Genomic DNA, 21,565 nt, shown 5'->3' with positions numbered 1-21,565 from the left:
ACCTATGAAACAGATTAGAATTGGATTAATTGGCACCGGATTTATGGGTAGAACCCATTCCAACGGATATAATCGTATCCAAAACTTTTTCCCAGAGTTGACCTGCAAGCCCTTTTTGCAAGCGGTCTGCTCGCGAAATGAAGCCAGTGTGAAAGCTTTTGCCGAACAATGGGGATATGCTTCTTATGAAACCGATTGGCGGAAATTAATTGCCCGAGATGATATTGATGCGGTGGACATTTGTACACCAAATGATACGCATGCTGAAATCGCGATTGCCGCTGCTGCCGCAGGAAAAATGATTTTATGCGAGAAACCCTTGTCTCGCACCTTAGCAGAAGGAGAGCAAATGGTTGCCGCGATTGAGAAAGCTGGCGTGGCGAATACCGTTTGGTATAATTACCGACGTTTACCTGCGGTTACCTTAGCTAAGCAAATCATCGATTCAGGAAAACTGGGACGCATATTTCACTACCGAGCTAATTTCCTTCAAGATTGGACCATTTCGCCTGATTTACCACAAGGAGGTGCTGGCACTTGGCGATTGGATGTGGATGCGGCCGGTTCTGGGGTGACGGGGGATTTATTAGCTCACTGTATTGACACGGCTATGTGGTTGAATGGCGGCATTACAGACGTGTCTGCGATGACCGAAACCTTTATTAAAGAACGGGTTCACGTTAGTAGTGGTGCCGTGAAAAAAGTAGGCATTGATGATGCCTGTATTTTCCATTGCCACTTTGACAATGGCTCTTTAGGCCTTTTTGAATCTACGCGGTATGCGCGTGGTCACAAGGCCCTATATACGTTTGAAATCAATGGGGAGCATGCTTCCTTGCGTTGGGATTTACATGATTTAAATCGCTTAGAAATGTTTGATCATGCAGATGATGGATTAACCCGGGGATGGAAAACCATATTGGTGACAGATGGCAATCAACCTTACATGGACAAATGGTGGGTTCCTGGTTTAATTATTGGGTATGAGCATAGTTTTGTTCATCAAGCGGCTGACTTTTTAAAAGCAATAGGAGAAAATAAGCCTTGTGCCCCTACATTTAGAGATGCATTACAGACACAAAGGGTCTGCGAAGCCGTGATCGAATCAGCCAATACAAAGTCTTGGAAAGATACACATGTTGAATGGCCCTGAGTACTCGCTGAGGGCTTTTCGACTTTTTCCCTAGTACCTATGAGAATTTTTGCCCACTTCTTGATGATCTTGTTATTGTCAAGCAGTTGTAAAAAAAAGGAGGCCGAGATCACACCATCGGTTCCTGATACGATGTATTTCCCATCTACTAATTCGTGGGAGACTATATCCATTTCTAGTTTAGGCTGGAATCAAAATGCAGTTCAGCCATTGAAAGATTTCCTGAATCAAAAAGGGACAAAATCATTTATGGTGCTTGTCAATGGGCGAATCGTGATGGAAGAATATTTTAATGGCCATAATGCTACAACAACCTGGGAGTGGAATAGTGCCGGGAAAACATTAGTCGCTTCTACTATCGGTATTGCACAACAGGAAAATCTTTTGAGTATTAATAAAAAAGTATCTGATTACTTGGGCGCGGGTTGGACAAATATGCCATTACCAAAAGAGAATTTAATTACCGTGAAGAATTTGCTGAATATGACAGCGGGCAATGATGATACGAAGCAATATATGATCAAAGCAAACCTGAATTATGTGGCAGATGCTGGAACGAGGTGGGCCTACAGTAATATATTTCAAAAATTGACGGAGGTAGTAAGCAGCACAAGTAATAAATCCTTTGAGACATACTTTAATGAAAAATTGAAGAATAAAATTGGGATGGAAGGCTACTGGAATTTTGGAACAATCTTTACCATTTACCAAAGCAATACAAAAAGTATGGCGAGGTTCGGGCTTTTGGCATTAAACAAAGGCAAATGGAATAACGAGCAGATTCTAAATGAAGCCTACTTTATCGAAAGTATATCTACCTCGCAAAACATCAATCCTTCTTATGGATATTTGTGGTGGTTAAATGGAAAATCGAGTTTTATCATACCTGGAGAACAAAAGGTAAATCAAGGTTTTTTAGTTCCCAATGCCCCAGCTGATATGTACACCGCCATGGGCGCAAAAGACCAACGGATTTATGTCATTCCCAGTAAAAAAATGGTCATCGTACGAATGGGCGAAGCGTCCGACCCTACAAATATAAATTTTGCTGTATCAGGATTTGACAATGAACTTTGGGCGAAAATTAATGCGGTGATTAAATAAATGTTTATTTTGATTCATAAAATCAAAACTAATGAGATTTTTATATATACCACTTGTTATTCTTTTCGCATGCAAAACGAATATTCAAGTCGAATCTCCCAGCTCTACCATACTAACTAAAAATATTACTTACAATAATATTAAAGTTGATGTTATAATAGACAAACCTGCTATCACAAATCTTGACGTACTGATTGTATTTCATGGAACAGTTCAAAATGACAGTGAAATATTAACTGCTGCGAATACGGCACTCAATAATTTCAAAAGCATTTTAGACAAAAAGAATATGATGATAGTAAGTGTTGCTCACCCTCAAGAAAATATATTGTTTGGAGACAACATACTGCAAGCAGAGGCGGCATTGTTATGGGTAAAAAACAGGGCAAATCAAGAATTAGGAATTACTGTAGGAAAGGTTTTTTTAGCTGGACACTCACAAGGAGGTTATTTAGTTACTCGTTTAAATAGGTTGCATCAAACAAATGGTGTAATTGCTAATGCTCCTGGGCCCCTAAATCTAGTTTACCGATGCGAGCTTGAAGAAAATGGCCAAGTTCAATCATCCAGCACCTGTTTAAAATTAAAAAATGTATATGGTTTAACTACAGCCAATTCAAGTAGTTATTTTGAAAGGTCATTACTTAATTTTACAGATGGATTTAAGTCCGATATTTTATTTATTCAAGGACAAGATGACTCCCCTATTCAAATGTATTCTTGGCCAAGTTTTAAGCAAAAAGTACTAAGCTGTACGAATTGCCAGAAAAGTCAATTTGTAGATATACCTGGCGGACATACTGCGTTATTTACAAATACATCAGCAAAAACTGAATTCAATAATTTCATAAATAATAGATGAGCTAGAAACTCTATTCCCACAAAAACGGTCGATTTGATTACATTTAAAATCTTACTCGCTTTACAAGGATAGATACAAATTGCATGAATTTCATCTATAATTTTTGCCCGATGAATAAAAGGGCGTTTGTATGTGGAATGCAAATGTGAATTTCACGCATACCATACTCTTGATCAAAGGGCTCTTTGTATTTTAAGCCTCCTACTTTGTCTTTAATTGTAGACCACAAGGCGTCTACATTGTCCATCTCCAAGTACAACTCTATCTCTCCAATATCTTGTCCTGCACGTAAAATATGAATAGTTAGGTGGTCTTTTTGACATACGACATACGTATCGTTATCCATAACAATTGAAAAGCCTAACATGTCTTTAAAGAAACATGTCGTTTCTAAAAGATCCGTTGAGGGTATCATTGGACTAAGAAAAAGTGCCTTGTATGTCATTGCATTAATTATTAATGCGAGAAAATCGAGGGGATGCCCTCATGCCATTTTAGAAGAGTGTCTTGATGACATCTCTGAAAATAATTGAGAGAAATACAAGTACGCCCACGATGACTTCGTTTCGGTACTTTTTAAAGAATTGAGCTAGGTTTTCCATAAAAAATATAAAAAGTTGTGCCACAAAAGTAAAATGATTTTTTAATTTCGATACATCTTAATAAACATTTCAATTCATTATTAATGAAAGTGAAACATGGAAAAAACAACGTTAACAAAATCGCTAGATGAAAATGCCCTTCAATTTATTGAGTTGGTGAAGGGCTTAAATCAAAACGAATTTGAAGATAATATAAACGATAAATGGTCTGCAGGTCAAGATTTAGTGCACTTAATTAAAGTCCTACAAATAGTCAATGTCGGCTTTTCATTACCCAAGCCCATTTTAAGATTACTATTTGGCATCAATAAAAATGATAGTCGGCCTTTTGAAGATCTTCGGCAGGTATATAAAAACGCATTAGATGGCGGCGCTAAAGCTCCCACAATATATATCCCAAAACCAGTTTCATATCGTGATAAAGAGCATTTGATTCAAAAGTATACGTCATTGAATAAATCGTTTATCGATAAATTGAATAATCATACGGCACATGAATTAGATAGCTATCGGTTACCTCACCCTATTTTAGGCAAAATATCCTTAAGAGAACTGGCTAGCTTCACGTCCTTCCACACGGCGCATCATTTCGACTCATTAAAGTCAAAACTGGCACATTTAAACAACTAATTGTGAATTAAATCAGGTTTCTATTTTTCAATATCTGCTATTAATTTGTTCCAAAGTGTGTCCTTGAATTTTCTTGAAAAGAAGCCCGTATGTCCAATTTTTCTAACGCCCATTTTTAGGGGGCTAATTGTTTCTACTTCGATTTTGGCATTTTTAAAATAGCCTACTAACTTATTTGCGGTGATTTTAGTTGCAATAGGATCATCCTCAATTTGAATAGACTTTAGAGGAATTAAGTACTTGTCAAAAAATAATTTTGTGCTTGAATTTTTGAAATGGTCCTCGAAATAGTTCGGATTAATGCACCACTTGCGCCATTGTAAAGCAACACCCTTCGGCAAATTTTCTCCTTGTCCTATTTTTTCTGCATTTGCGTAGCCATACATTGCCACGATAATCGGAATCAGCAAGAACCACAATGGTGGCATAAGCCATTTAAATGGGCTCCCCATATCTTTCCAATATCCGGTAGAAGAGGCAATCAGAATAAGCCTATCTACTTTATCATAATTGTCCATTAACCCCACAAGCTGCCCGCCCATACTGTGGCCAATAATAATTTTGCGTTCAGAAGGGAATTCCTGATTAATCCAATCGAAAATACCTGTCATATCTAAAATCCCCCAATCTTCTAGATTTCCCTTAAATCCCTTTAAACTCGCTGGTTTAGAATTCCCTATGCCCCGATAGTCATAGGTAACGGTAGCATATCCACACTCGGTCAGATAGCTTGCTAAATTACTGTATAGATTTTGAGGAATTCCGGTGCCACAATTGATTTGAACAACTCCCTTGACTTCATTTACTGGTCTTCGGATTGTTGCCGAAAGATTATAGCCGTCTCTCGCTTGAATTAAGATATTCTGTTGCATTCACACTGAATAGTTATGAATTAAAGTTAGTAAAGAAATTTTAAAAGGAGCTTCTAATGATCATAGCTGACAACTCTTGCTATTTTCCAGCTACCATTATCATTCTTCCAAATCATAAGAAATTTAAATGTGCCTACTTCCAATTTACCATTTTCAATATGTTTAAATTGATGATTCCCTATCTCAATTGCACCATATCCATCAATTGGATGAACCTCTAAGCTTTCTTTGATTAAACTTCTTTTAAGGTCATAATCTCTATTAAATATTGAATTGAAATTTTCAAACACCTTTTCAAAACCAATAAGTCCGCCATTGTCTTGATACCACTCAAGGTCTTTTGTAAAAAAGGTTTTCATTAAATCTAAATTCTTTGAATTATAGGCTGCAAAAAGCGAACTGTCAAGTTTAGCAACCTTATCAAAAAGTTTTTTTTCTGTGAAACTTACCTTCTTTCCCGTTTGGGATTGTGCTAATGCAGTTGAGCAAATAGAAATACTCAAAAATAGACTAATTAGATTTTTCATAAGGTAAATATAACGAAAGATGAACCCCCTAATTCACTGCCGGAAAATGAAATATTTAACCGATTTGGGGCAAATTCAGGAGGGGTATTTGAGATTTCCGTTATAAGACAAGTGCCATTTGAATATTGCAACGCTCATAAGATGTATTTCGTCCAAATACTTCAATAAATCCTAGCTTTCGGTACAAGCTAATGGCAGGTGTTAAAATAGTATTGCTCTCTAAATAAAGTGTTTTTGCCCCGATAGACCTTGCTTTGTCTTTTATTGCTTCCCCTATTAACCAACCAATCTTTTTGCCTTGTGCCTTGGGTGCTACAGCCATTTTCGACAGTTCAAAATCATATACAGGATCGTTCATTTTAATTAATGCACAAACTCCTACTGGCTCCTTATTTAATAAAGCAACTAGAATATGACCTCCATTTTGCAAAATATAACTATCCGCATTATCTAGGGCCTTATAATCAGAGGCTTCCATTTTAAAGAAGGCAGAAATCCATTCAACGTTTAAATCCCGAAATACTTCTTTATAAGCAGATTCGTAGTTAACTATTTCGATTGTATCCATGAATCAAAAATAATAATTAGTTTTTCGGGTTTTATATTTTTACACATTTTTGATCGGCTTGCTCCCCTTTTCAACAAAAGATGCAGCTTTAAAATACAGAATTTACAAATTGCCCCCATTGAATTATTTGAAAGTGCTTAAACTAGTATTTGGGAATACTATTATTTTTATAAATTTATAAGCACTTATTGACTAACTATAAATTGAAATAGAATGCCTCATTTAATTTTATTTTCTTGGTTCTCAATTATTATAGGGTTCCTGTCTTCCACTAAATTGGATATAACTCAACAGGTAGACTCAACTCCCAAGTTTAAATTAATCCCTGCTCCTAAAATTACTTTCAATTCGTTTGTGGATTGTAATATGGCAGAAGTTTGGATTGGCGATACATTTAGAATCTTCCCTGGCAAATATGGCGAAGACCCTTTATGGGGTTATGCAAGAGATTTAAAGTACTCAGATGGAGAAAACGCAGAGGTTGTATTTAAAAACCCTGCTAATAAGTTCTTTAACCCGAGTATGCCGAGCAATGTACCTACAGGGCAGAAAGGCTTGCATGGGGCGGTATGGTTTGAAACGGTTTACCAAGATTCTAAAGATAAAAGTGGGAAAACATTATATGGCATTTACCATAACGAAAATTATCCAAGCACCTTACCATACGATTCCGTTACCAAAGAGGGATATAGAAATGTACGTTGGCCACAAGGTTTGACTGGTCCAGAAAGTCCTGCAGCTGTTTGTAGAATAGGTGTGATGAAATCCATAGATGGAGGTAAAAGCTGGGATAACAGGGGCATATTTATTGAGGATTACGACCCAAGGATGATTAGAAAGCCATTTAATACTTCAAATACGTTTGCGGGTGGCGTTGGAGACCCGTCTGCTGTAGCGAGTGGCGACTATTTGTATTTATTTTATGGAGAGTATGGTTATCCTGGCGTGTATGATGAAAAAACGTATACCGTTCAAAAAGAGTGGAGTGGTCAATGTATAAGTATCGCCCGTATCGCTTTGAAAGATCTAGATAATCCCGTTGGAAAAGCCAAAAGATGGGATGGCAAATCCTTCTCTATTTCGTACGATAGCTATGGGGTTCCCGTTCGTTCTTTACAAATTCCAATCAATGAAGGTGGCGGTGGCGCTTCTTCACCAACAGGTGGATTTCATTGGGGGCCATCTGTTAGTTGGAATACGTATTTGAATTGCTGGGTAATGATGATGGGAAAAGTGGAGGGGAAATCATGGCAAGGTGATAAGATCTATATTTCATTTAATAAACATAAAGATTTGGGTACAGGAAACAATAGCCAAGATTGGTCAAAGCCTGAATTGGTTTTTCAGAAACCAGGATATATTTTATGGTACCCCTCATTGCAACCATTAAATGACCCAACTGATATCAAAGAAAAATACACCTCCGTTAAACTTGGGAAGCGTGCCCGTTTTTTTGTTAAAAGAATTAAACCAGGGGATGATGAATATGCGTCGGAGCATTACATTGAATTTGAAAAGTAGATGAATTACTGGCTTGTCCAGTGTGGCTCACTTACTAGTTGGAATGTTGCAGCCGTTTTCGTTGTTTGAACTTGCAACCATAAGGAAATTAATGGGTTGAACTTCATGTAAGTTTGCAGGAAGTTTATTTGTTATTCTTCACCCATTGCAAATTTATTTTATTGTGTTAAAAAGGCGCATTTTGGGTAGATTTTCTAATCTATTGTACACTTAGCCTGTTTTTGAGAGGATTGTCTGATTATTAATTTGCCTTTGATAGTTTTGGTATATGGTATAAATGTCTCCTTATTGATGATGTTATCTATTAAAATATTGGCCGCCTCCTGTCCAATTGTATATGCAGATTGATTAAAAACTGTAAGTGATGGTTCTATCAATGAAGCCAATAAGTCATCTCCAAATGCCACCAAAGCAATTTCATTAGGTATTTTGATGCCTTTTTGTTTTAATTCTACCATCATTTCGATGGCATTCCCATAATGCAAGGTGAAAATTCCATCGGGTTTATGAGACAAATCCAACCATCTTGAAAGTGCAATCAATGAATCTGCCTCTCTGAAATTACTATGAAATATAAGTTCCTCATCGATGGGAATCCCATGTTTTGCTAATGCCGCTTTGTAACCATTTAACCGGTTTTCGCTTATCAATAAATCTTTAGGTCCAGCGCAAGCCGCAATTCTTGTGCATCCTTGCTGAATCAAATGTTCAACTAAAGCAAAACTGCCTGAAAAATCTTCTTGAATTACTTTTGCCGTATCAACTTCACCACAAACCCTGTCAAAATGGACAATAGGTAAGCCATTTTTAAGTTGTAATTTTAGGTGTTCAAAACTATTTGTTTCTTTAGTGTGACTTATCAAAAGTCCATCTACCCTACTTGCTACCAATGCCTGTACATTGAGTGTTTCTGCATAATGAGATTCATTTGATTGACATATCATTACTCTGTATCCTGCTTCTGATGCAATTTTCTGTATTCCTGCCACTACTCCTGCAAAAAAAGGTCTTTGAATATCAGGAATAATCACACCAATTGTATGCGATTCACCTCGATTCAGACTTTGTGCCAGCAAATTAGGACGATAGTCAAGTTCATTGGCAACTTTAATTATTTTTTGACGGGTATTTTCATTGATTTCTGAGCTATTATTTAATGCCCTAGAAACAGTAGAAGGTGACACTCCCAAGACTTTTGCCACATCAACAATGGTTGTTTGATGTGGCTTTTTATTACTTAATTGATTCGTGGGGGTTTCAAAAAAATATTTTACACAAGTTTTACAATATAGTCGTTGCCTGCCTCTTATAAAACCTGATCGAACGATGTCTTCTACCTTACCACATTGGATACATGCAATCATCTAGTATTGATATTGAATTATTCTAATAATGAGTATTTCCCTCTGTTTTGAATTTATAAATAATTATAAAAGTAAGTTAAAAATATATTTTAAAAAATAATTTTCCACAAAACTACCGGATGCGTTTTCGAAAACGTTTCCGGTAGTTTTGTGGAAAATTTATAAAAAAATTTATGAAAATTCTTGTTAGGATATTATAAATGCTTCCTATGTTCAATTTTAAATCAAATTTCTAAATAAATCACAAAAGGACAGCCAACTCATTTAAAATTCATAGCAACTAATTTGATTGTACTTTTCCGTGATTGCAGGTAAAATTGTTTAGCGTAGTAATAATGTTTTTAAAATCAATATTTATTCTAATTGTGTTAGCAAATTCAATTGTTTTTGCTCAAAAGCCAATAGATTTTATAACCCTTGACCCCGGACACTTTCATGCAGCTTTGGTTCAAAACAAAATGTATGAAAATGTTAATCCAAAAGTTAATGTATACGCACCATCAGGACAAGATTTACAGGATCATTTAAAACGAATCAATAGCTATAATACTCGCTCGAAAAATCCTACGGAATGGCAGGAAAAAGTCTATGAAGGAAATGATTTTTTTGAAAAAATGCTTGTCGAAAGCAAGGGGGCAACAGCAAAAAATAGTGTGCTAATTCTCGCGGGTAACAATTTAAAGAAAACGGAGTATATTTTAAAAGCGGCTGAGTCTGGCTTAAATATATTAGCAGACAAACCAATGTGCATTGATTCAAAAGGTTATGAACTTTTAAAAAAAGCATTTGTTACAGCCCAAAAAAACAATGTTCTTCTTTACGATATAATGACTGAGCGCTCGGAAATTACCACAGTTTTGCAAAAAGAACTAACCCAAATACCAGGCATTTTTGGAAAATTAGAAAAGGGGACAGCCGAAAATCCAGCCATTTCGATAGAGAGTGTCCATTATTTTTATAAATATGTTTCCGGAAGTCCGCTTATACGTCCAACATGGTTTATGGACGTTTCACAACAAGGCGAAGGTATTGCAGATGTAATGGTTCACCTTGTTGATTTGGCTCAATGGTCTGCTTTTTCGAATGTTTCTTTAAGTAGTAAAGACATCAAAAATATTACTGCCAAAAGATGGCCAACACCCATTGCTTTGAGTCAATTTTCACTTATTACTGGCAAGAAACAATTTCCGGATTTCTTAAAAAAAGACCTAAAAAATGATACTACAATCAATGTTTTTGCCAACGGTGAAATCAATTACAGTTTGAGAGGAATCCATACTAAACTCCGTGCATTATGGAATTATAGTACACCAGAAGGGGGCGATACTCATTATTCTGTTATGAGAGGCACAAAAGCAAATGTAGAAATAAGACAAGGTAAGGCTGAAAAATACATTCCTCAACTATATATAAAACCAATAAACATCTCTGAAAAAGAGTTGATTCAAGGTTTTGAGAATCTAAAACATAAATACCCGGGAATTGAGCTTATCAAAAAAAACACGGAATGGCTAGTTGAAATTCCATCCATTTATCGCACTGGACATGAAGCACATTTTGGTGAAGTAATGGACCGTTTCTTGCAATTTCAAGCAAAAAATCAATTGCCAGAATGGGAAGTGCCTAATATGCTTTTGAAATATTTTATCACCACAAAAGCCTTAAAATTGGCTAAAACTAGTAGTTAATTATGAAAACGAAATTTATTGCCCTATTATTTTGGGGAACATGTATATCCTCTTTCGGACAGACAAAAATAGTGGCTGAAAAACATCACTCGAAAATTGATGTTCTTATCAACAAAAACCTTTTTACGAGTTATATTTTTTCTGAAGACGAAAAATACCCATTCTTTTTTCCAGTAAATGGGCCTTCCAATAGCAGTGTCACATCGATGAGAAATGGAAATTATCCACATCACAGTTCCTTGTTTTTTGGTTGTGATAAGGTAAATGGCGGAAACTACTGGCAAGAAGGACTTGAAAGAGGACAAATAATTTCTTTGAGAGCAGATATTATTGAATCAGGAAATGATAAAGTTGTCATTGAAGCTGAAAACATTTGGCGTAGACCAAATGCCAACTCACCCATAAAAGATTTTCGGAAGATTACGATTACGGCACCTTCCAATGATCTTTTTCAAATTGATTTCGATATTACTATGGAAATGTTAATGGATGTAACAATAGATAAAACGAACCATTCTCTGTTTAGCGGTCGTATGGATGCTGACCTTGCTGTAACAAATGGTGGCACTATGGTTAATGCCAATGGCGATAAAGGAGAAAAAGGAACATTTGGCAAAAGATCACCTTGGATAGATTTTTATGGCAAACGGGGCGATAAATTTGAAGGTATGGCTATCATGCAGCACCCTTCTAACGAATGGTATCCTTCGCCGTGGTTCACCCGTGACTATGGTTTCTTTTCACCAACACCAATGTATTGGCCAGCAGACGATAAAGAAACAACCTTAAAAAAGGGGCAAACGATTAAATTAAAATACCGTGTATTAGTACATGCTGGAGATGTGGCGTCGGCTAAAATTGCAGAACAATTTGAAGTTTATAAATCAAAGTAAAACAGGACCAAGTTTAAATTTTTGAAAAAAATAATATGTTAAGGAAGAATTACAACAATTTAGCATTGATTGTATCACTTATTTATCTCATTTGCCTAAATTTTGGTTCTCTGGGGGCAAAAGTGGATAATTCAGATAAGTTTGAAAAACTTGCTTTAAAATGGAGATTAATCAAAAATCCAGCGAATGAATCAGGGGCTAACAAAGCAGCCTTCATTTTTATTAATAATGGGCCGGAAACAATTAACACCGGAAAATGGTCTTTGTATTTCAATCAAAGTTTCTTGAAACCCAAGCAGCCAGCAGATTTGGCTAATGGGAAAATTGAACATCTGAATGGCGATCTATACCGCTATGTACCTCATAGTAATTTTACCCTGCGTCAAGGTGATTCGATTTCTTTTGAGTACGAAGCTGATGGTATTCTATTTAATGAAAAATATGCTCCACAAGGTGCTTATATTGTTTACGATGATTCAAAAATCATTAACAAAGATTTAAATATTGTTCCAATCACAGATTATACAAATATCTTCCCTGATTCTGAATTTGTTGCCACTATACCTACTGCGGCTAATCAATACGCTATAAACCAAAAAATTCCTGTTCTGCCAACTGACAAGATTGGCAAAATCATACCGAGTCCTTTTTCGATAAAATCAGGAAAAGGCGGTGTTATTTTAGATAAAAACTCTACGGTATATTACAATAATACGCTTAAGAAAGAGGCTGAATATTTGGCGTCGTTGATGGAAAGATATTTGGGTAAAAAATTAAAGATAAAAGAAGGAAATGGAGCGGAAGCAAATTCTATTACTATCAAAACGGCTCCATTAAAGATCAATGGCGTTTCGGCAGAATCCTATTCTCTGACCGTAGGTGAAGGGAAAGGAGTCGTAATTACGGGAAATGATGCGGCGGGTGTTTTTTATGGTATTCAAAGTCTTTCAGCTTTAATGCCAGCGAGAAATAGTGCTCAAATCAAAGTTGAACGCGTGGAAATATCGGATGCTCCCAGATTTAGTTTTCGGAGCTTTTTGCTTGATGTATCTCGAAATTTTGCCAAAAAAGAGGATGTTTTAAGGCTTATTGACCTTTTGGCAATGTATAAGATTAACAAACTCAATCTCCACCTTTCTGAAGACGAAGGTTGGCGTTTAGAGATAAAGGGTCTTCCGGAATTGACACAGATAGGCAGTAAACGGGGGCATACCGTTGATTCTAAAAACTGGCTTACTCCATCATATGGCTCTGGCCCTCATCCCGATTCTGAAAACAATTATGGAAAAGGGTTTTACACAAGAGAGGAATTTATAGAAATCATTAAATATGCTGACCAAAGGCATATTCAAGTTATTCCTGAGATTTCAATGCCTGGCCATGCCCGTGCTGCGATTAAAGCCATGGAAGCTCGATACGATTATTTTATGGCAAAAGGGGAGACTGAAAAAGCAAATGAATTTCGATTGATTGATCCAAATGATAAATCCGTTTACTTGTCAGCACAGATGTATAAGGACAATATTGTTTGTGTAGCACTCCCCTCTGTGTATCACTTCTACGAAACAGTGGTGAAAGATATAGTAGCCATGTATCAAGAAGCAGGCTTAAAATTGACCACTTTCAATACAGGAGGAGACGAAGTGCCCAACGGAGCTTGGGCAAAATCACCCCTTTGTGTCGAGTTGATGAAAACGCTCCCTGAAATTAAAGATGCCCGCCAGTTACAAGGATATTTTCTTCAAAAAGCGGTAACAATTTTTGAAAAATACAATTTGGAAGTTGCTGGCTGGGAAGAAATCGTATTGAATAAAGATAGTCAGAACAACATTCAAGTTAACCCCAAATTTAAGGACAAAAAGGTTCTGCCATTAGTTTGGGATAATACAGGAAAAAATATTGACCTAGGTTATCGAATTGCAAATGCTGGGTACAAGGTGGTATTGTGCAATGCAACTAATCTATATTTTGATCTTTCCTACAATTCTGACCCTACTGAACCAGGACTGGTTTGGGCAGGATATCAAGATGCAATAGACCCCTATGTAATGACGCCTTTTGATGTATTTAAATCCATCAATTTTGATAAATACAGCAGGCTGACAGAAAAAGAGGAGATTTTTGGACGTAAATCTCAAAAAATTGATGCTAATATGCCACGTCAGCACTTGAAGACGGAAGCTCAAAAAAACATTGTAGGTATTCAGGGCCAATTGTGGTCTGAAACTATTAAAGGCTCGAAAATGCTAGAATATTTCCTTGCCCCTAAATTGTTTGCGTTTGCTGAGAAAGCATGGGCTAATGCTCCTACTTGGGAAAGTGAAAGTGCTATTTCTACCCGTGTAAATTCAATATGGGCGGGTTGGGCAGAAATTGCAAATCAAATTGGGCAGCGCGAATTTCCCCGTTTAGATTTTTTATTTGATGGCTATAATTACCGAATAGCCCCGCCCGGAGCAGTCATAGAGGATGGTTTACTGAAAGCAAATGTTGCTTTTCCAGGTTTTACTATCCGCTACACTGAAGATGGTTCTGAACCCAACGTAAATTCTAAAGAATATACTAACCCTATAAAAGTTAGTGGCCCCATAAAAGTTAGGTCTTTCAATACGTTTGGTAGAGCTAGTAAAACATTCATTGTTAAATAAATCAAAATATGAAACGTAGAAAATTTATTGAACAAACTCTCACAGGAGCCGTAGCGACAATGGGTTTACCTACCATCGTACCTTCTTCCGTATTTGGGAAAAACGCGCCTTCGAATAAAATAAATATAGGTCAAATTGGATGTGGTAGAATTGCACGTGAACATGACTTAGCAGAAACATTAAAACATGATTCAGCAAGAATCATAGCTGCTTGTGATATTGATCGAAATAGATTAGAAGATGCCAAAAGACTCATTGATGGATATTATGGACAAAAGACAGGTAATGGCAAATACATGGATACTAAGATGTATGACGATTACCGTGAAATGCTCTTAAACAAAGATATTGATGCTGTCATGATTAGTACGCCAGACCATTGGCATGCTCAGCCTGCCATGGAAGCCGCATTAGCAGGTAAGCACATATATCTTCAAAAACCTACTTCTTTGACCATATCGGAAGGCAGACAGCTTTGTCAAATAGTAAACAAAAAAGGGGTGGTTTTTCAGGTAGGAACCCAGCAACGTTCTACATCACAATTTAGAATAGCCGCAGAGTTAGTCCGAAACGGTAGAATAGGAAAGCTACACACCATAAAAATAGGACTACCAGGTGACCCATCAGGCCCATCTGCACCCGAAATGCCTATTCCCAAAAATTTGAATTATGATGCATGGTTAGGCTCTACACCTTTTGTGCCCTACACTGAAATAGGGGTTCATCCTCAAGTAGGTTATGGTCGACCGGGATGGTTAAGACTTGAGCAGTTTGGGTCTGGTATGATTACCGGTTGGGGACAACATCACTATGATATAGCAGCATGGGGCATGGATACCGAACACAGTGGTCCAATATCTGTAGAAGCCATTGCCGAGTTTCCAAAATCTGGCTTATGGAATGTTCATGGCGATTTTATGGTAAAAGCTGAATATGCAAACGGAGTATCGATGTATACAAGTGGAGGCTATCCTAATGGAATTCGTTTTGAAGGTTCAGAGGGTTGGATTTTTGTTTCTAGAGGTAGTTATGTCGCATCCGCATCTGATCCTGTTGCAGCAGCTAAAAGTGCTAAGGCTTTAGACGCTAGTAACCCCAAAATATTAACTTCCCAAATAAAGGATAGCGAAATAAAACTTCAGGTAAGTGAGGAACACCATTTAAACTGGCTAGAAGGAATTCAAAATAAGACTCCTGTATTATCTCCAGTAGAAATTGCACACCGCGTTTGCTCAATTTGCTTGATTAGTCATATTGCCATGAAACTACCTGGTAAATTAAAATGGGATCCAAAGACTGAAAGGTTTACCAATAACGAAAAAGCAAATACGATGCTTGGGCGATCTCAAAGGGTACCATATGGTACTAATCAGTTCAAAAACAGATAGTTATTGTATTTTGAAATATGTAAAATTTAGTTTTTTAGTTTATTAATAATTTCTAACAATGTGTAAAATTCAATTTTTATCAATCACTTAAACCTTTATATAACTATGAAGAAAATTTATCTTTTGTTATCTGTAATGTTTTTATCCTTGCAGATAGTAGTTGCCCAAACAGGGCAATTGACAGGTAAGGTATCTGACCCCTCAGGAGGGGGCTTACCAGGCGTTAGCGTTTCAATAAAAGGAACCACGCAAGGTACATTTACTGATGGGAATGGAAATTATTCCCTAAATGTAAATTCGAAAAATGGGACACTGGTATTCTCCTCCGTTGGATATTTAAGGAGGGAGGAAGTAATTGGCACCAGAACCCAAATCAATATTAGCCTAGCTGAAGACAATCAAAATCTCGATGAAGTGGTGGTTGTAGGCTATGGTACTATGAAAAAAAGCGATGTAACTGGGGCTGTGGGTCAAATTAAAGCTACTAAATTGGAAAACGAAAACCCACGGACAGTACAAGATATGTTACGTGGAAATACGCCAGGATTAGATGTATCTAATAACGCCTCTCCAAGAGGTGGTGGTAGTTTTCTTATTAGAGGTCGTGCTTCATTAACTGCCGCTACTTCCCCCTTGATAGTGGTAGATGGAGTTATCTATCCGGGTTCTTTAAACGACATCAATCCCAATGATATCGAAATGGTGGACGTTCTGAAAGATGCCAGTTCAGCCTCGGTGTTTGGTGCAAGATCTGCCAATGGTGTAATTTTAGTAACCACAAAAAAAGGTAAATCAGGGAAACCCCAAATCACACTTAATTCCAATTTTGCAATGAATAAGGTTGGAAAATTCAACCATATTTTAAATCCAGAAGAGTTTTTGAAATGGCGTGGTGATGTACTTTGGAGCATGAATGGACACGATCCTGATAAAAGATACACTTTTTATGACCCTCGCAACTTACCTTCAACTGTAAGTATGACGCAATGGTTAGGAAGTGACAAAGGGGATCCTGTGGATGTATGGCTTAATCGCATTAAACTTTTCCCTGTCGAAATAGCAAATTATAAAGCAGGTAGAACAACTAATTGGGAAGACATTCTTATAAATGACAATGCTGTCCAACAAGATCATACAGTTGGTATTTCAGGTAGTACGCCTACTACCAACTATTACATGTCTTTGGGTTATTTGTCTAATGAAGGACTCTCGGTGGGGGATGTTTTTAAAACTGTAAGAGCAAGAGTAAACCTAGAAAATAAAATTGCCAAATTTCTTACTGTAGGCTTAAACCTACAATTTGCAAATCGTGATGAAAGTAGTATTCCAATTGATTTAGGAAATGCTATTCGTACAACTCCGTTTGGTCAATTATATCAAGATGATGGTGTTACATTACGTCAAAGTACTAATGATGACGTAGGTAATAACACTAATCCATTCCTTGACCAAGTTTTTAATTCTAGAGATAGAAGAGTCAATAACTTATTTAGCTCTATTTTCATAAAAGGAGATTTAGGTTATGGTTTTTCTTACCAGGTTAATTACACTCCAAGATTCGAGTTTGCAAACTATTTAGATCATATTTCGGCAAATAAGCCAGGAATAACTAATCGCCGAGGAATATCTAGAAGAGAAAATAGTAATTCATTTCAATGGCAACTCGATAATATTTTAAGATGGAATAAATCATTTGGAAAACACAATTTTGATGCAACATTTTTAGTGAATGCTGAAAAAGCTCAAATTTGGCAGAATGTAATCAATGCCGAAAATTATTCACCAAGTGATAACTTAAAATACCATAATGTGGGAGCGGCAACATTGTATCCATCGATAACTAGCAACGATACCTATTTTACGGGCGATGCCTTAATGGGAAGAATTAGTTATAATTTTAATTCAAGATATTTCCTAACAGCCACCATGCGCAGAGATGGATACTCGGGCTTTGGTGCTGCCAATCAAAGGGCAATGTTCCCATCTGTAGCAATCGGATGGCAATTTACTGATGAGAAATTCTTTGAAGGGATCCAAAAATATTTAGATTACGGAAAACTTAGAGTTTCATATGGTGTCAATGGAAACCGTGAAATATTAAATGCCGACGGATCTGCTAATAGATTCGCTTCTCTTTCTGCCCTTTCAACTGGAATTTATAGCTATACTAATCCTGGGGGAACAACATTTAATACTGGTACTGTTAGGACGACTAATATGCCCAACCCCAATTTGAAATGGGAGAAAAATACCTCATACAATTTTGGTTTAGATTTTGGAATTTTTAATAGCAAGATAAATGGCTCGGTGGATTACTACATCAGAGAAACAAATGATTTGTTGTTATTCCGTTCCCTTCCTAATGTTACAGGATTCCCAAGTGTTATTTCAAATTTAGGCGCTGTTGGTAACAATGGACTTGAGGTTGCGATAAACTCAGAAAACTATAAAAGTGAAAATTTTGTGTGGCGTTCCAATGTCAGTTTCTGGACCAATGATAACAAAATATTGAAACTGTATGGTGCCGTTCCTGTTAAAGATGCAAGTGGGAAAGAAACATTAGTGGATCAAGACGATAGAGCAAACGGATGGTTTATCGGAAAACCTATCAATCAAATATGGGATTATAAAGTATTGGGCGTTTGGCAAGAATCTGAGAGAGCTTTAGCCAAAACATATGGCTTTACTCCGGGTGACTTTAAACTGGAGGATTTTAATAACGATGGTAAATATACCATTGATGATAGACAATTTTTAGGTCATCAAAATCCTTTGTTTTCGTTCAACTTAAGAAATGAGTTTAATATTTACAAAAATTTCGATTTTTCATTCTCATTGTATGGCCGAATTGGCCAATATACAGCTTTCAACGAAGCTAAAAATGTGGATTTGTTTTATGATCGTTCTCAGTTCTACAAAAGGCCGTATTGGACTCCTGAAAACCCAAGAAATGACTATGCAAAGATGATGTCAGCGGCAGGTGGATCAGTTGCCTATACTGTTTGGCGAAAATCTTCATTTGTCAGATTGAATAATATTAGTTTGGCATACACCCTTCCAAAAACAATAACTAATAAGGTCAAATTTGAAAGCATGAAGTTTTATGTGAATGTGTCCAACTTAGCAGTATTTACGCCATGGCAATATTTTGATCCTGAATCAAGAGCAAATACCGAAACCAATGATGCATTTTATCAAAATTTAATGCCACAAACTTCAACACTTGGTTTAAACATTACATTCTAAATCAATTTTTTATGAAAAACATATTTAAATTCAGAAAAATAACCATTGTAGCTGCTTTAATTCTAGCAGTGAATACAAGTTGTAAAGACAATTGGCTTGAACCTCAGCCACTTTCCCTATTTACTCCAGAAAACACATTTACAAATGAAGCTGGTTTCAAATCAGCGTTGGCTTCCTGTTCCGCAAATCTAAAAGATGAATGGTATGGAGATGGTTCCCCAATCATTACAGAATTACTGTTTTCAGAAATGGCAGTGGAGGGTACCACTGATAAATTTGGCCCAGCTGTAGATTTGAATGTATTGATTACACCAGACGCAAACCTAAACAGCAATGATTTCAATCGAATTGGATGGTATTGGGAAAGACATTGGTTAGGAATTCGATTGGCGAATACTATAATTGATAAAATTCCTGCCGTTACGACGATAAAAGACGACGTTAAAAACCAGCTACTAGGAAAGGCGTATTTTTATCGTTCGTATCATTATTATCGATTGGTTAATCAATTTGGGGATGTACCAACTTCTTTTAAAGAAATTTCAAGTCCTAAACTTGATTTTCAAACTGTAAAAAGAGAAGCTATTTTAACTAAAATTAAAGCAGATCTAGATTTTGCATTTAAAAATGTGCCATTTATTGGTGACAAAGGAGATGTAAATAAAGCTTCAATTGGCCATTTACTTACAAAGGTCAACTTGGCTTTAGGTCTTTATGATGAAGCTATTGCTATTGCTGACCAAGTAATAAACACTGGTCCTTATAAATTAGTAACCGGGAGATTTGGAGTAGATGCAGGTAACAGTTCAAAAAATGTTACTTGGGACCTACATCGCCCTGCAAATAAATTTGCTGCCGCAAATACTGAAGTTTTGTTTTCAGTAACAGATCGTTTTGGTTTAGCAAGTTCTTCTGCTTCTGGAACTACATCTATGCGTCAAGCTGTTCCTTTTTTCTCAAACAGTGCTATTTTGACTCCTGATGGTAGGTCTGGTTTAGTGCCTGGACAAGTGGAATTTGATTTATCGACAAGATTTGGTCGTGGCATAGGTCGATGCCGTGCAACGAATTATACACAATACGACGTTTGGGATGACGAAAATGATCATCGTCATGATACAAAATCAGGTAACTGGATGCGAATGGAAGATTTGGTTTATAATAATCCAGCTCTAAAAGGGGTATCGCCTTTTTATGGGAAACCTCTCCAACTAAGAGACGCCGCTGGAAAATTATTGATAAGCAATGGCGATACTATAAGAAATTGGTATAACTGGCCTCATTACAAACTTTATGTTGAAGACCAAATCCGAATTCCATTTCAGGGTGGAAACTCAGACTGGTATGTATATCGCTTAGCAGAAACTTATCTTTTAAGAGCAGAAGCTCATTGGTTTAAGGGTAATAATGCATTGGCTATTGCCGACCTAAATGCAGTTAGAACTAGAGCGAACTGTAGCCCATATCCTCAAAATAAAGTAATTGATATAGGCACCATACTAGATGAGAGAGGAAGAGAATTGTACTATGAAGAGCCTCGCAAAACTGAATTAACTCGTATTGCCTATCAAATGGCTAAGGCAGGTAGAAGTTATAAGGGCAAAACGTATTCATTACAAAATTTTTCAACCGCTAATTTCTTTTATGACAGAGTAATTGAGAAAAATAATTTCTACAATAAGGTTAGAAATATTCGTAATGATGCATATACGATGAGTCCATACCATGTTTTATGGCCAATTCCTAGAGCTGCAATTTTGGCAAATAGCTTGGGACAGATTAATCAAAATATAGGATACGCTGGCAGTGAATCAAATAAGCCTGCATTAGATAAAATAGTAGAATAAGAAAAAGGTTAGTATTAAAATTAAGTTGTAGATTGACTAAAAGCCTCGTTGTATCAGCGGGGCTTTTTTTCGTTTTTAGGTAATGGTATCAAAGTATTTGTTAAATAGTGACGGGCATTCTTTTACCGTGCAAAGGTCTCCACTTGTAGGCGATAATACGGACCAGCTAAGCGATTTGATTCTAAAGGGTTTATTGAGGTATTTAAAATACAGCCACTCTGGTTGATAAATCACTACTTTCTCTACTATTTCGATACTCCACGGTGCCATGATCGCCTTGAAACAGGATAGGATTTAAGTGCAGTTTCCTCTTTGTCCAACGCGCTGTCATTAAAAACACTTCTGAGTAGATTTACGATTTAACGATCTCCATTTTAGGAGAAATGAAATGAATGAGCAACCACGCAAATAAATACGCGCAGCCACAAGCCACAAATATAACATTATATCCGGCAGACAAAGCGTTATCCGCTTTGTAGGAATCTAAAATGACTCCGATAATATAGGGGAAAATCACACCTCCCAGCGAACCCGCGAGGCCACCAATACCCACGACGGATGAAACGGCGTGTTTGGGAAACATATCCGACACCGTCGTGAAGATGTTCGCTGACCAGGCCTGGTGTGCAGAGGCCGCGACAGAAATTAAGAA

At 36.8% G+C, this 21,565-nt stretch carries 17 protein-coding genes and 1 pseudogene; 11 read left to right on the top strand and 7 right to left on the bottom strand.

The features are described 5' to 3' along the window. The first annotated feature begins 4 nt into the window (after positions 1-4). Genes ACILP5_RS03760 through ACILP5_RS03750 form a run of 3 tightly spaced genes read left to right on the top strand, consistent with a single transcriptional unit; the run spans position 5 to position 3,119 of the window. Positions 5-1,153, top strand: a complete 1,149-nt coding sequence (locus tag ACILP5_RS03760) for a Gfo/Idh/MocA family protein (RefSeq protein WP_395617324.1) — start codon at positions 5-7, stop codon at positions 1,151-1,153. 39 nt (positions 1,154-1,192) lie between these two features. Beyond that, a complete protein-coding gene (locus ACILP5_RS03755) occupies positions 1,193-2,257 on the top strand; it encodes a serine hydrolase domain-containing protein (protein ID WP_395617323.1) in 1,065 nt (354 codons plus the stop codon). Between the two features lie 31 nt (positions 2,258-2,288). Next, positions 2,289-3,119 (top strand): hypothetical protein, encoded by an 831-nt coding sequence (locus ACILP5_RS03750; protein WP_395617322.1) that lies wholly within the window; start codon positions 2,289-2,291, stop codon positions 3,117-3,119. Positions 3,120-3,213: 94 nt separating this feature from the next. On the opposite strand, the gene ACILP5_RS03745 is transcribed toward ACILP5_RS03750, so the two are convergent. Next, positions 3,214-3,534, bottom strand: a complete 321-nt coding sequence (locus ACILP5_RS03745) for a hypothetical protein (RefSeq protein ID WP_395617321.1) — start codon at positions 3,532-3,534, stop codon at positions 3,214-3,216. A gap of 283 nt (positions 3,535-3,817) precedes the next feature. Between ACILP5_RS03745 and ACILP5_RS03740 the strand changes: the two genes are divergently transcribed. After that, positions 3,818-4,351: a DinB family protein gene (locus ACILP5_RS03740; protein ID WP_395617320.1), complete on the top strand. Its 534-nt coding sequence runs from the start codon at positions 3,818-3,820 to the stop codon at positions 4,349-4,351. 20 nt (positions 4,352-4,371) lie between these two features. On the opposite strand, the gene ACILP5_RS03735 is transcribed toward ACILP5_RS03740, so the two are convergent. The 3 genes from ACILP5_RS03735 to ACILP5_RS03725 form a co-directional block, all read right to left on the bottom strand. After that, positions 4,372-5,223, bottom strand: coding sequence for an alpha/beta fold hydrolase (locus ACILP5_RS03735; protein ID WP_395617319.1), 852 nt, complete (start codon positions 5,221-5,223; stop codon positions 4,372-4,374). A 53-nt stretch (positions 5,224-5,276) separates the two neighbouring features. Then, positions 5,277-5,750, bottom strand: coding sequence for a nuclear transport factor 2 family protein (locus ACILP5_RS03730; RefSeq protein WP_395617318.1), 474 nt, complete (start codon positions 5,748-5,750; stop codon positions 5,277-5,279). 100 nt (positions 5,751-5,850) lie between these two features. Next, a complete protein-coding gene (locus tag ACILP5_RS03725; RefSeq protein WP_395617317.1) occupies positions 5,851-6,318 on the bottom strand; it encodes a GNAT family N-acetyltransferase in 468 nt (155 codons plus the stop codon). Positions 6,319-6,531: 213 nt separating this feature from the next. Between ACILP5_RS03725 and ACILP5_RS03720 the strand changes: the two genes are divergently transcribed. Next, on the top strand, positions 6,532-7,839 hold the full coding sequence (locus ACILP5_RS03720) for a hypothetical protein (protein WP_395617316.1): 1,308 nt from the start codon (positions 6,532-6,534) through the stop codon (positions 7,837-7,839). A gap of 194 nt (positions 7,840-8,033) precedes the next feature. Here ACILP5_RS03720 and ACILP5_RS03715 read toward each other — a convergent pair whose 3' ends face one another. Next, positions 8,034-9,203, bottom strand: coding sequence for a LacI family DNA-binding transcriptional regulator (locus tag ACILP5_RS03715; RefSeq protein ID WP_395617315.1), 1,170 nt, complete (start codon positions 9,201-9,203; stop codon positions 8,034-8,036). Between the two features lie 335 nt (positions 9,204-9,538). Here ACILP5_RS03715 and ACILP5_RS03710 point away from each other — a divergent pair, with 335 nt between their 5' ends. The 6 genes from ACILP5_RS03710 to ACILP5_RS03685 all read left to right on the top strand — a co-directional run bounded on the left by ACILP5_RS03710 (position 9,539) and on the right by ACILP5_RS03685 (position 20,913). Next, positions 9,539-10,891, top strand: coding sequence for a putative oxidoreductase C-terminal domain-containing protein (locus ACILP5_RS03710; protein ID WP_395617314.1), 1,353 nt, complete (start codon positions 9,539-9,541; stop codon positions 10,889-10,891). Positions 10,892-10,893: 2 nt separating this feature from the next. Continuing rightward, entirely contained in the window at positions 10,894-11,784 is an 891-nt protein-coding gene (locus ACILP5_RS03705; RefSeq protein WP_395617313.1) for a PmoA family protein, read from the top strand. A 35-nt stretch (positions 11,785-11,819) separates the two neighbouring features. Next, a complete protein-coding gene (locus tag ACILP5_RS03700) occupies positions 11,820-14,432 on the top strand; it encodes a family 20 glycosylhydrolase (protein WP_395617312.1) in 2,613 nt (870 codons plus the stop codon). An 8-nt stretch (positions 14,433-14,440) separates the two neighbouring features. Then, on the top strand, positions 14,441-15,820 hold the full coding sequence (locus tag ACILP5_RS03695; RefSeq protein WP_395617311.1) for a Gfo/Idh/MocA family protein: 1,380 nt from the start codon (positions 14,441-14,443) through the stop codon (positions 15,818-15,820). 105 nt (positions 15,821-15,925) lie between these two features. Beyond that, positions 15,926-19,066, top strand: coding sequence for a SusC/RagA family TonB-linked outer membrane protein (locus ACILP5_RS03690; RefSeq protein ID WP_395617310.1), 3,141 nt, complete (start codon positions 15,926-15,928; stop codon positions 19,064-19,066). A gap of 11 nt (positions 19,067-19,077) precedes the next feature. Continuing rightward, positions 19,078-20,913: a RagB/SusD family nutrient uptake outer membrane protein gene (locus tag ACILP5_RS03685; protein ID WP_395617309.1), complete on the top strand. Its 1,836-nt coding sequence runs from the start codon at positions 19,078-19,080 to the stop codon at positions 20,911-20,913. A 75-nt stretch (positions 20,914-20,988) separates the two neighbouring features. Here ACILP5_RS03685 and ACILP5_RS03680 read toward each other — a convergent pair whose 3' ends face one another. Both ACILP5_RS03680 and ACILP5_RS03675 read right to left on the bottom strand, forming a co-directional pair. Continuing rightward, entirely contained in the window at positions 20,989-21,183 is a 195-nt protein-coding gene (locus ACILP5_RS03680) for a hypothetical protein (RefSeq protein WP_395617308.1), read from the bottom strand. Between the two features lie 82 nt (positions 21,184-21,265). Continuing rightward, a pseudogene (locus ACILP5_RS03675) lies at positions 21,266-21,565 on the bottom strand (MFS transporter); the annotation flags it as partial.

The sequence above is a fragment of the Aquirufa sp. genome (assembly GCF_044239315.1).
In the GTDB taxonomy this organism is placed as follows: domain Bacteria; phylum Bacteroidota; class Bacteroidia; order Cytophagales; family Spirosomataceae; genus Aquirufa.
Note: the sequence above shows the minus strand (reverse complement) of the source record. Positions and strands in the feature narration are given on the sequence as shown.

What these genes read in the sequence shown, in the direction of transcription:
- ACILP5_RS03695 (WP_395617311.1), top strand. Translation starts at nt 14,441, where the DNA reads ATGAAACGTAGAAAATTTATTGAACAAACTCTCACAGGAGCCGTAGCG.
- ACILP5_RS03715 (WP_395617315.1), bottom strand. Translation starts at nt 9,203, where the DNA reads ATGATTGCATGTATCCAATGTGGTAAGGTAGAAGACATCGTTCGATCA.
- ACILP5_RS03760 (WP_395617324.1), top strand. Translation starts at nt 5, where the DNA reads ATGAAACAGATTAGAATTGGATTAATTGGCACCGGATTTATGGGTAGA.
- ACILP5_RS03720 (WP_395617316.1), top strand. Translation starts at nt 6,532, where the DNA reads ATGCCTCATTTAATTTTATTTTCTTGGTTCTCAATTATTATAGGGTTC.
- ACILP5_RS03710 (WP_395617314.1), top strand. Translation starts at nt 9,539, where the DNA reads ATGTTTTTAAAATCAATATTTATTCTAATTGTGTTAGCAAATTCAATT.
- ACILP5_RS03755 (WP_395617323.1), top strand. Translation starts at nt 1,193, where the DNA reads ATGAGAATTTTTGCCCACTTCTTGATGATCTTGTTATTGTCAAGCAGT.
- ACILP5_RS03700 (WP_395617312.1), top strand. Translation starts at nt 11,820, where the DNA reads ATGTTAAGGAAGAATTACAACAATTTAGCATTGATTGTATCACTTATT.
- ACILP5_RS03705 (WP_395617313.1), top strand. Translation starts at nt 10,894, where the DNA reads ATGAAAACGAAATTTATTGCCCTATTATTTTGGGGAACATGTATATCC.
- ACILP5_RS03685 (WP_395617309.1), top strand. Translation starts at nt 19,078, where the DNA reads ATGAAAAACATATTTAAATTCAGAAAAATAACCATTGTAGCTGCTTTA.
- ACILP5_RS03750 (WP_395617322.1), top strand. Translation starts at nt 2,289, where the DNA reads ATGAGATTTTTATATATACCACTTGTTATTCTTTTCGCATGCAAAACG.
- ACILP5_RS03730 (WP_395617318.1), bottom strand. Translation starts at nt 5,750, where the DNA reads ATGAAAAATCTAATTAGTCTATTTTTGAGTATTTCTATTTGCTCAACT.
- ACILP5_RS03740 (WP_395617320.1), top strand. Translation starts at nt 3,818, where the DNA reads ATGGAAAAAACAACGTTAACAAAATCGCTAGATGAAAATGCCCTTCAA.
- ACILP5_RS03690 (WP_395617310.1), top strand. Translation starts at nt 15,926, where the DNA reads ATGAAGAAAATTTATCTTTTGTTATCTGTAATGTTTTTATCCTTGCAG.
- ACILP5_RS03745 (WP_395617321.1), bottom strand. Translation starts at nt 3,534, where the DNA reads ATGATACCCTCAACGGATCTTTTAGAAACGACATGTTTCTTTAAAGAC.
- ACILP5_RS03735 (WP_395617319.1), bottom strand. Translation starts at nt 5,223, where the DNA reads ATGCAACAGAATATCTTAATTCAAGCGAGAGACGGCTATAATCTTTCG.
- ACILP5_RS03725 (WP_395617317.1), bottom strand. Translation starts at nt 6,318, where the DNA reads ATGGATACAATCGAAATAGTTAACTACGAATCTGCTTATAAAGAAGTA.
- ACILP5_RS03680 (WP_395617308.1), bottom strand. Translation starts at nt 21,183, where the DNA reads ATGGCACCGTGGAGTATCGAAATAGTAGAGAAAGTAGTGATTTATCAA.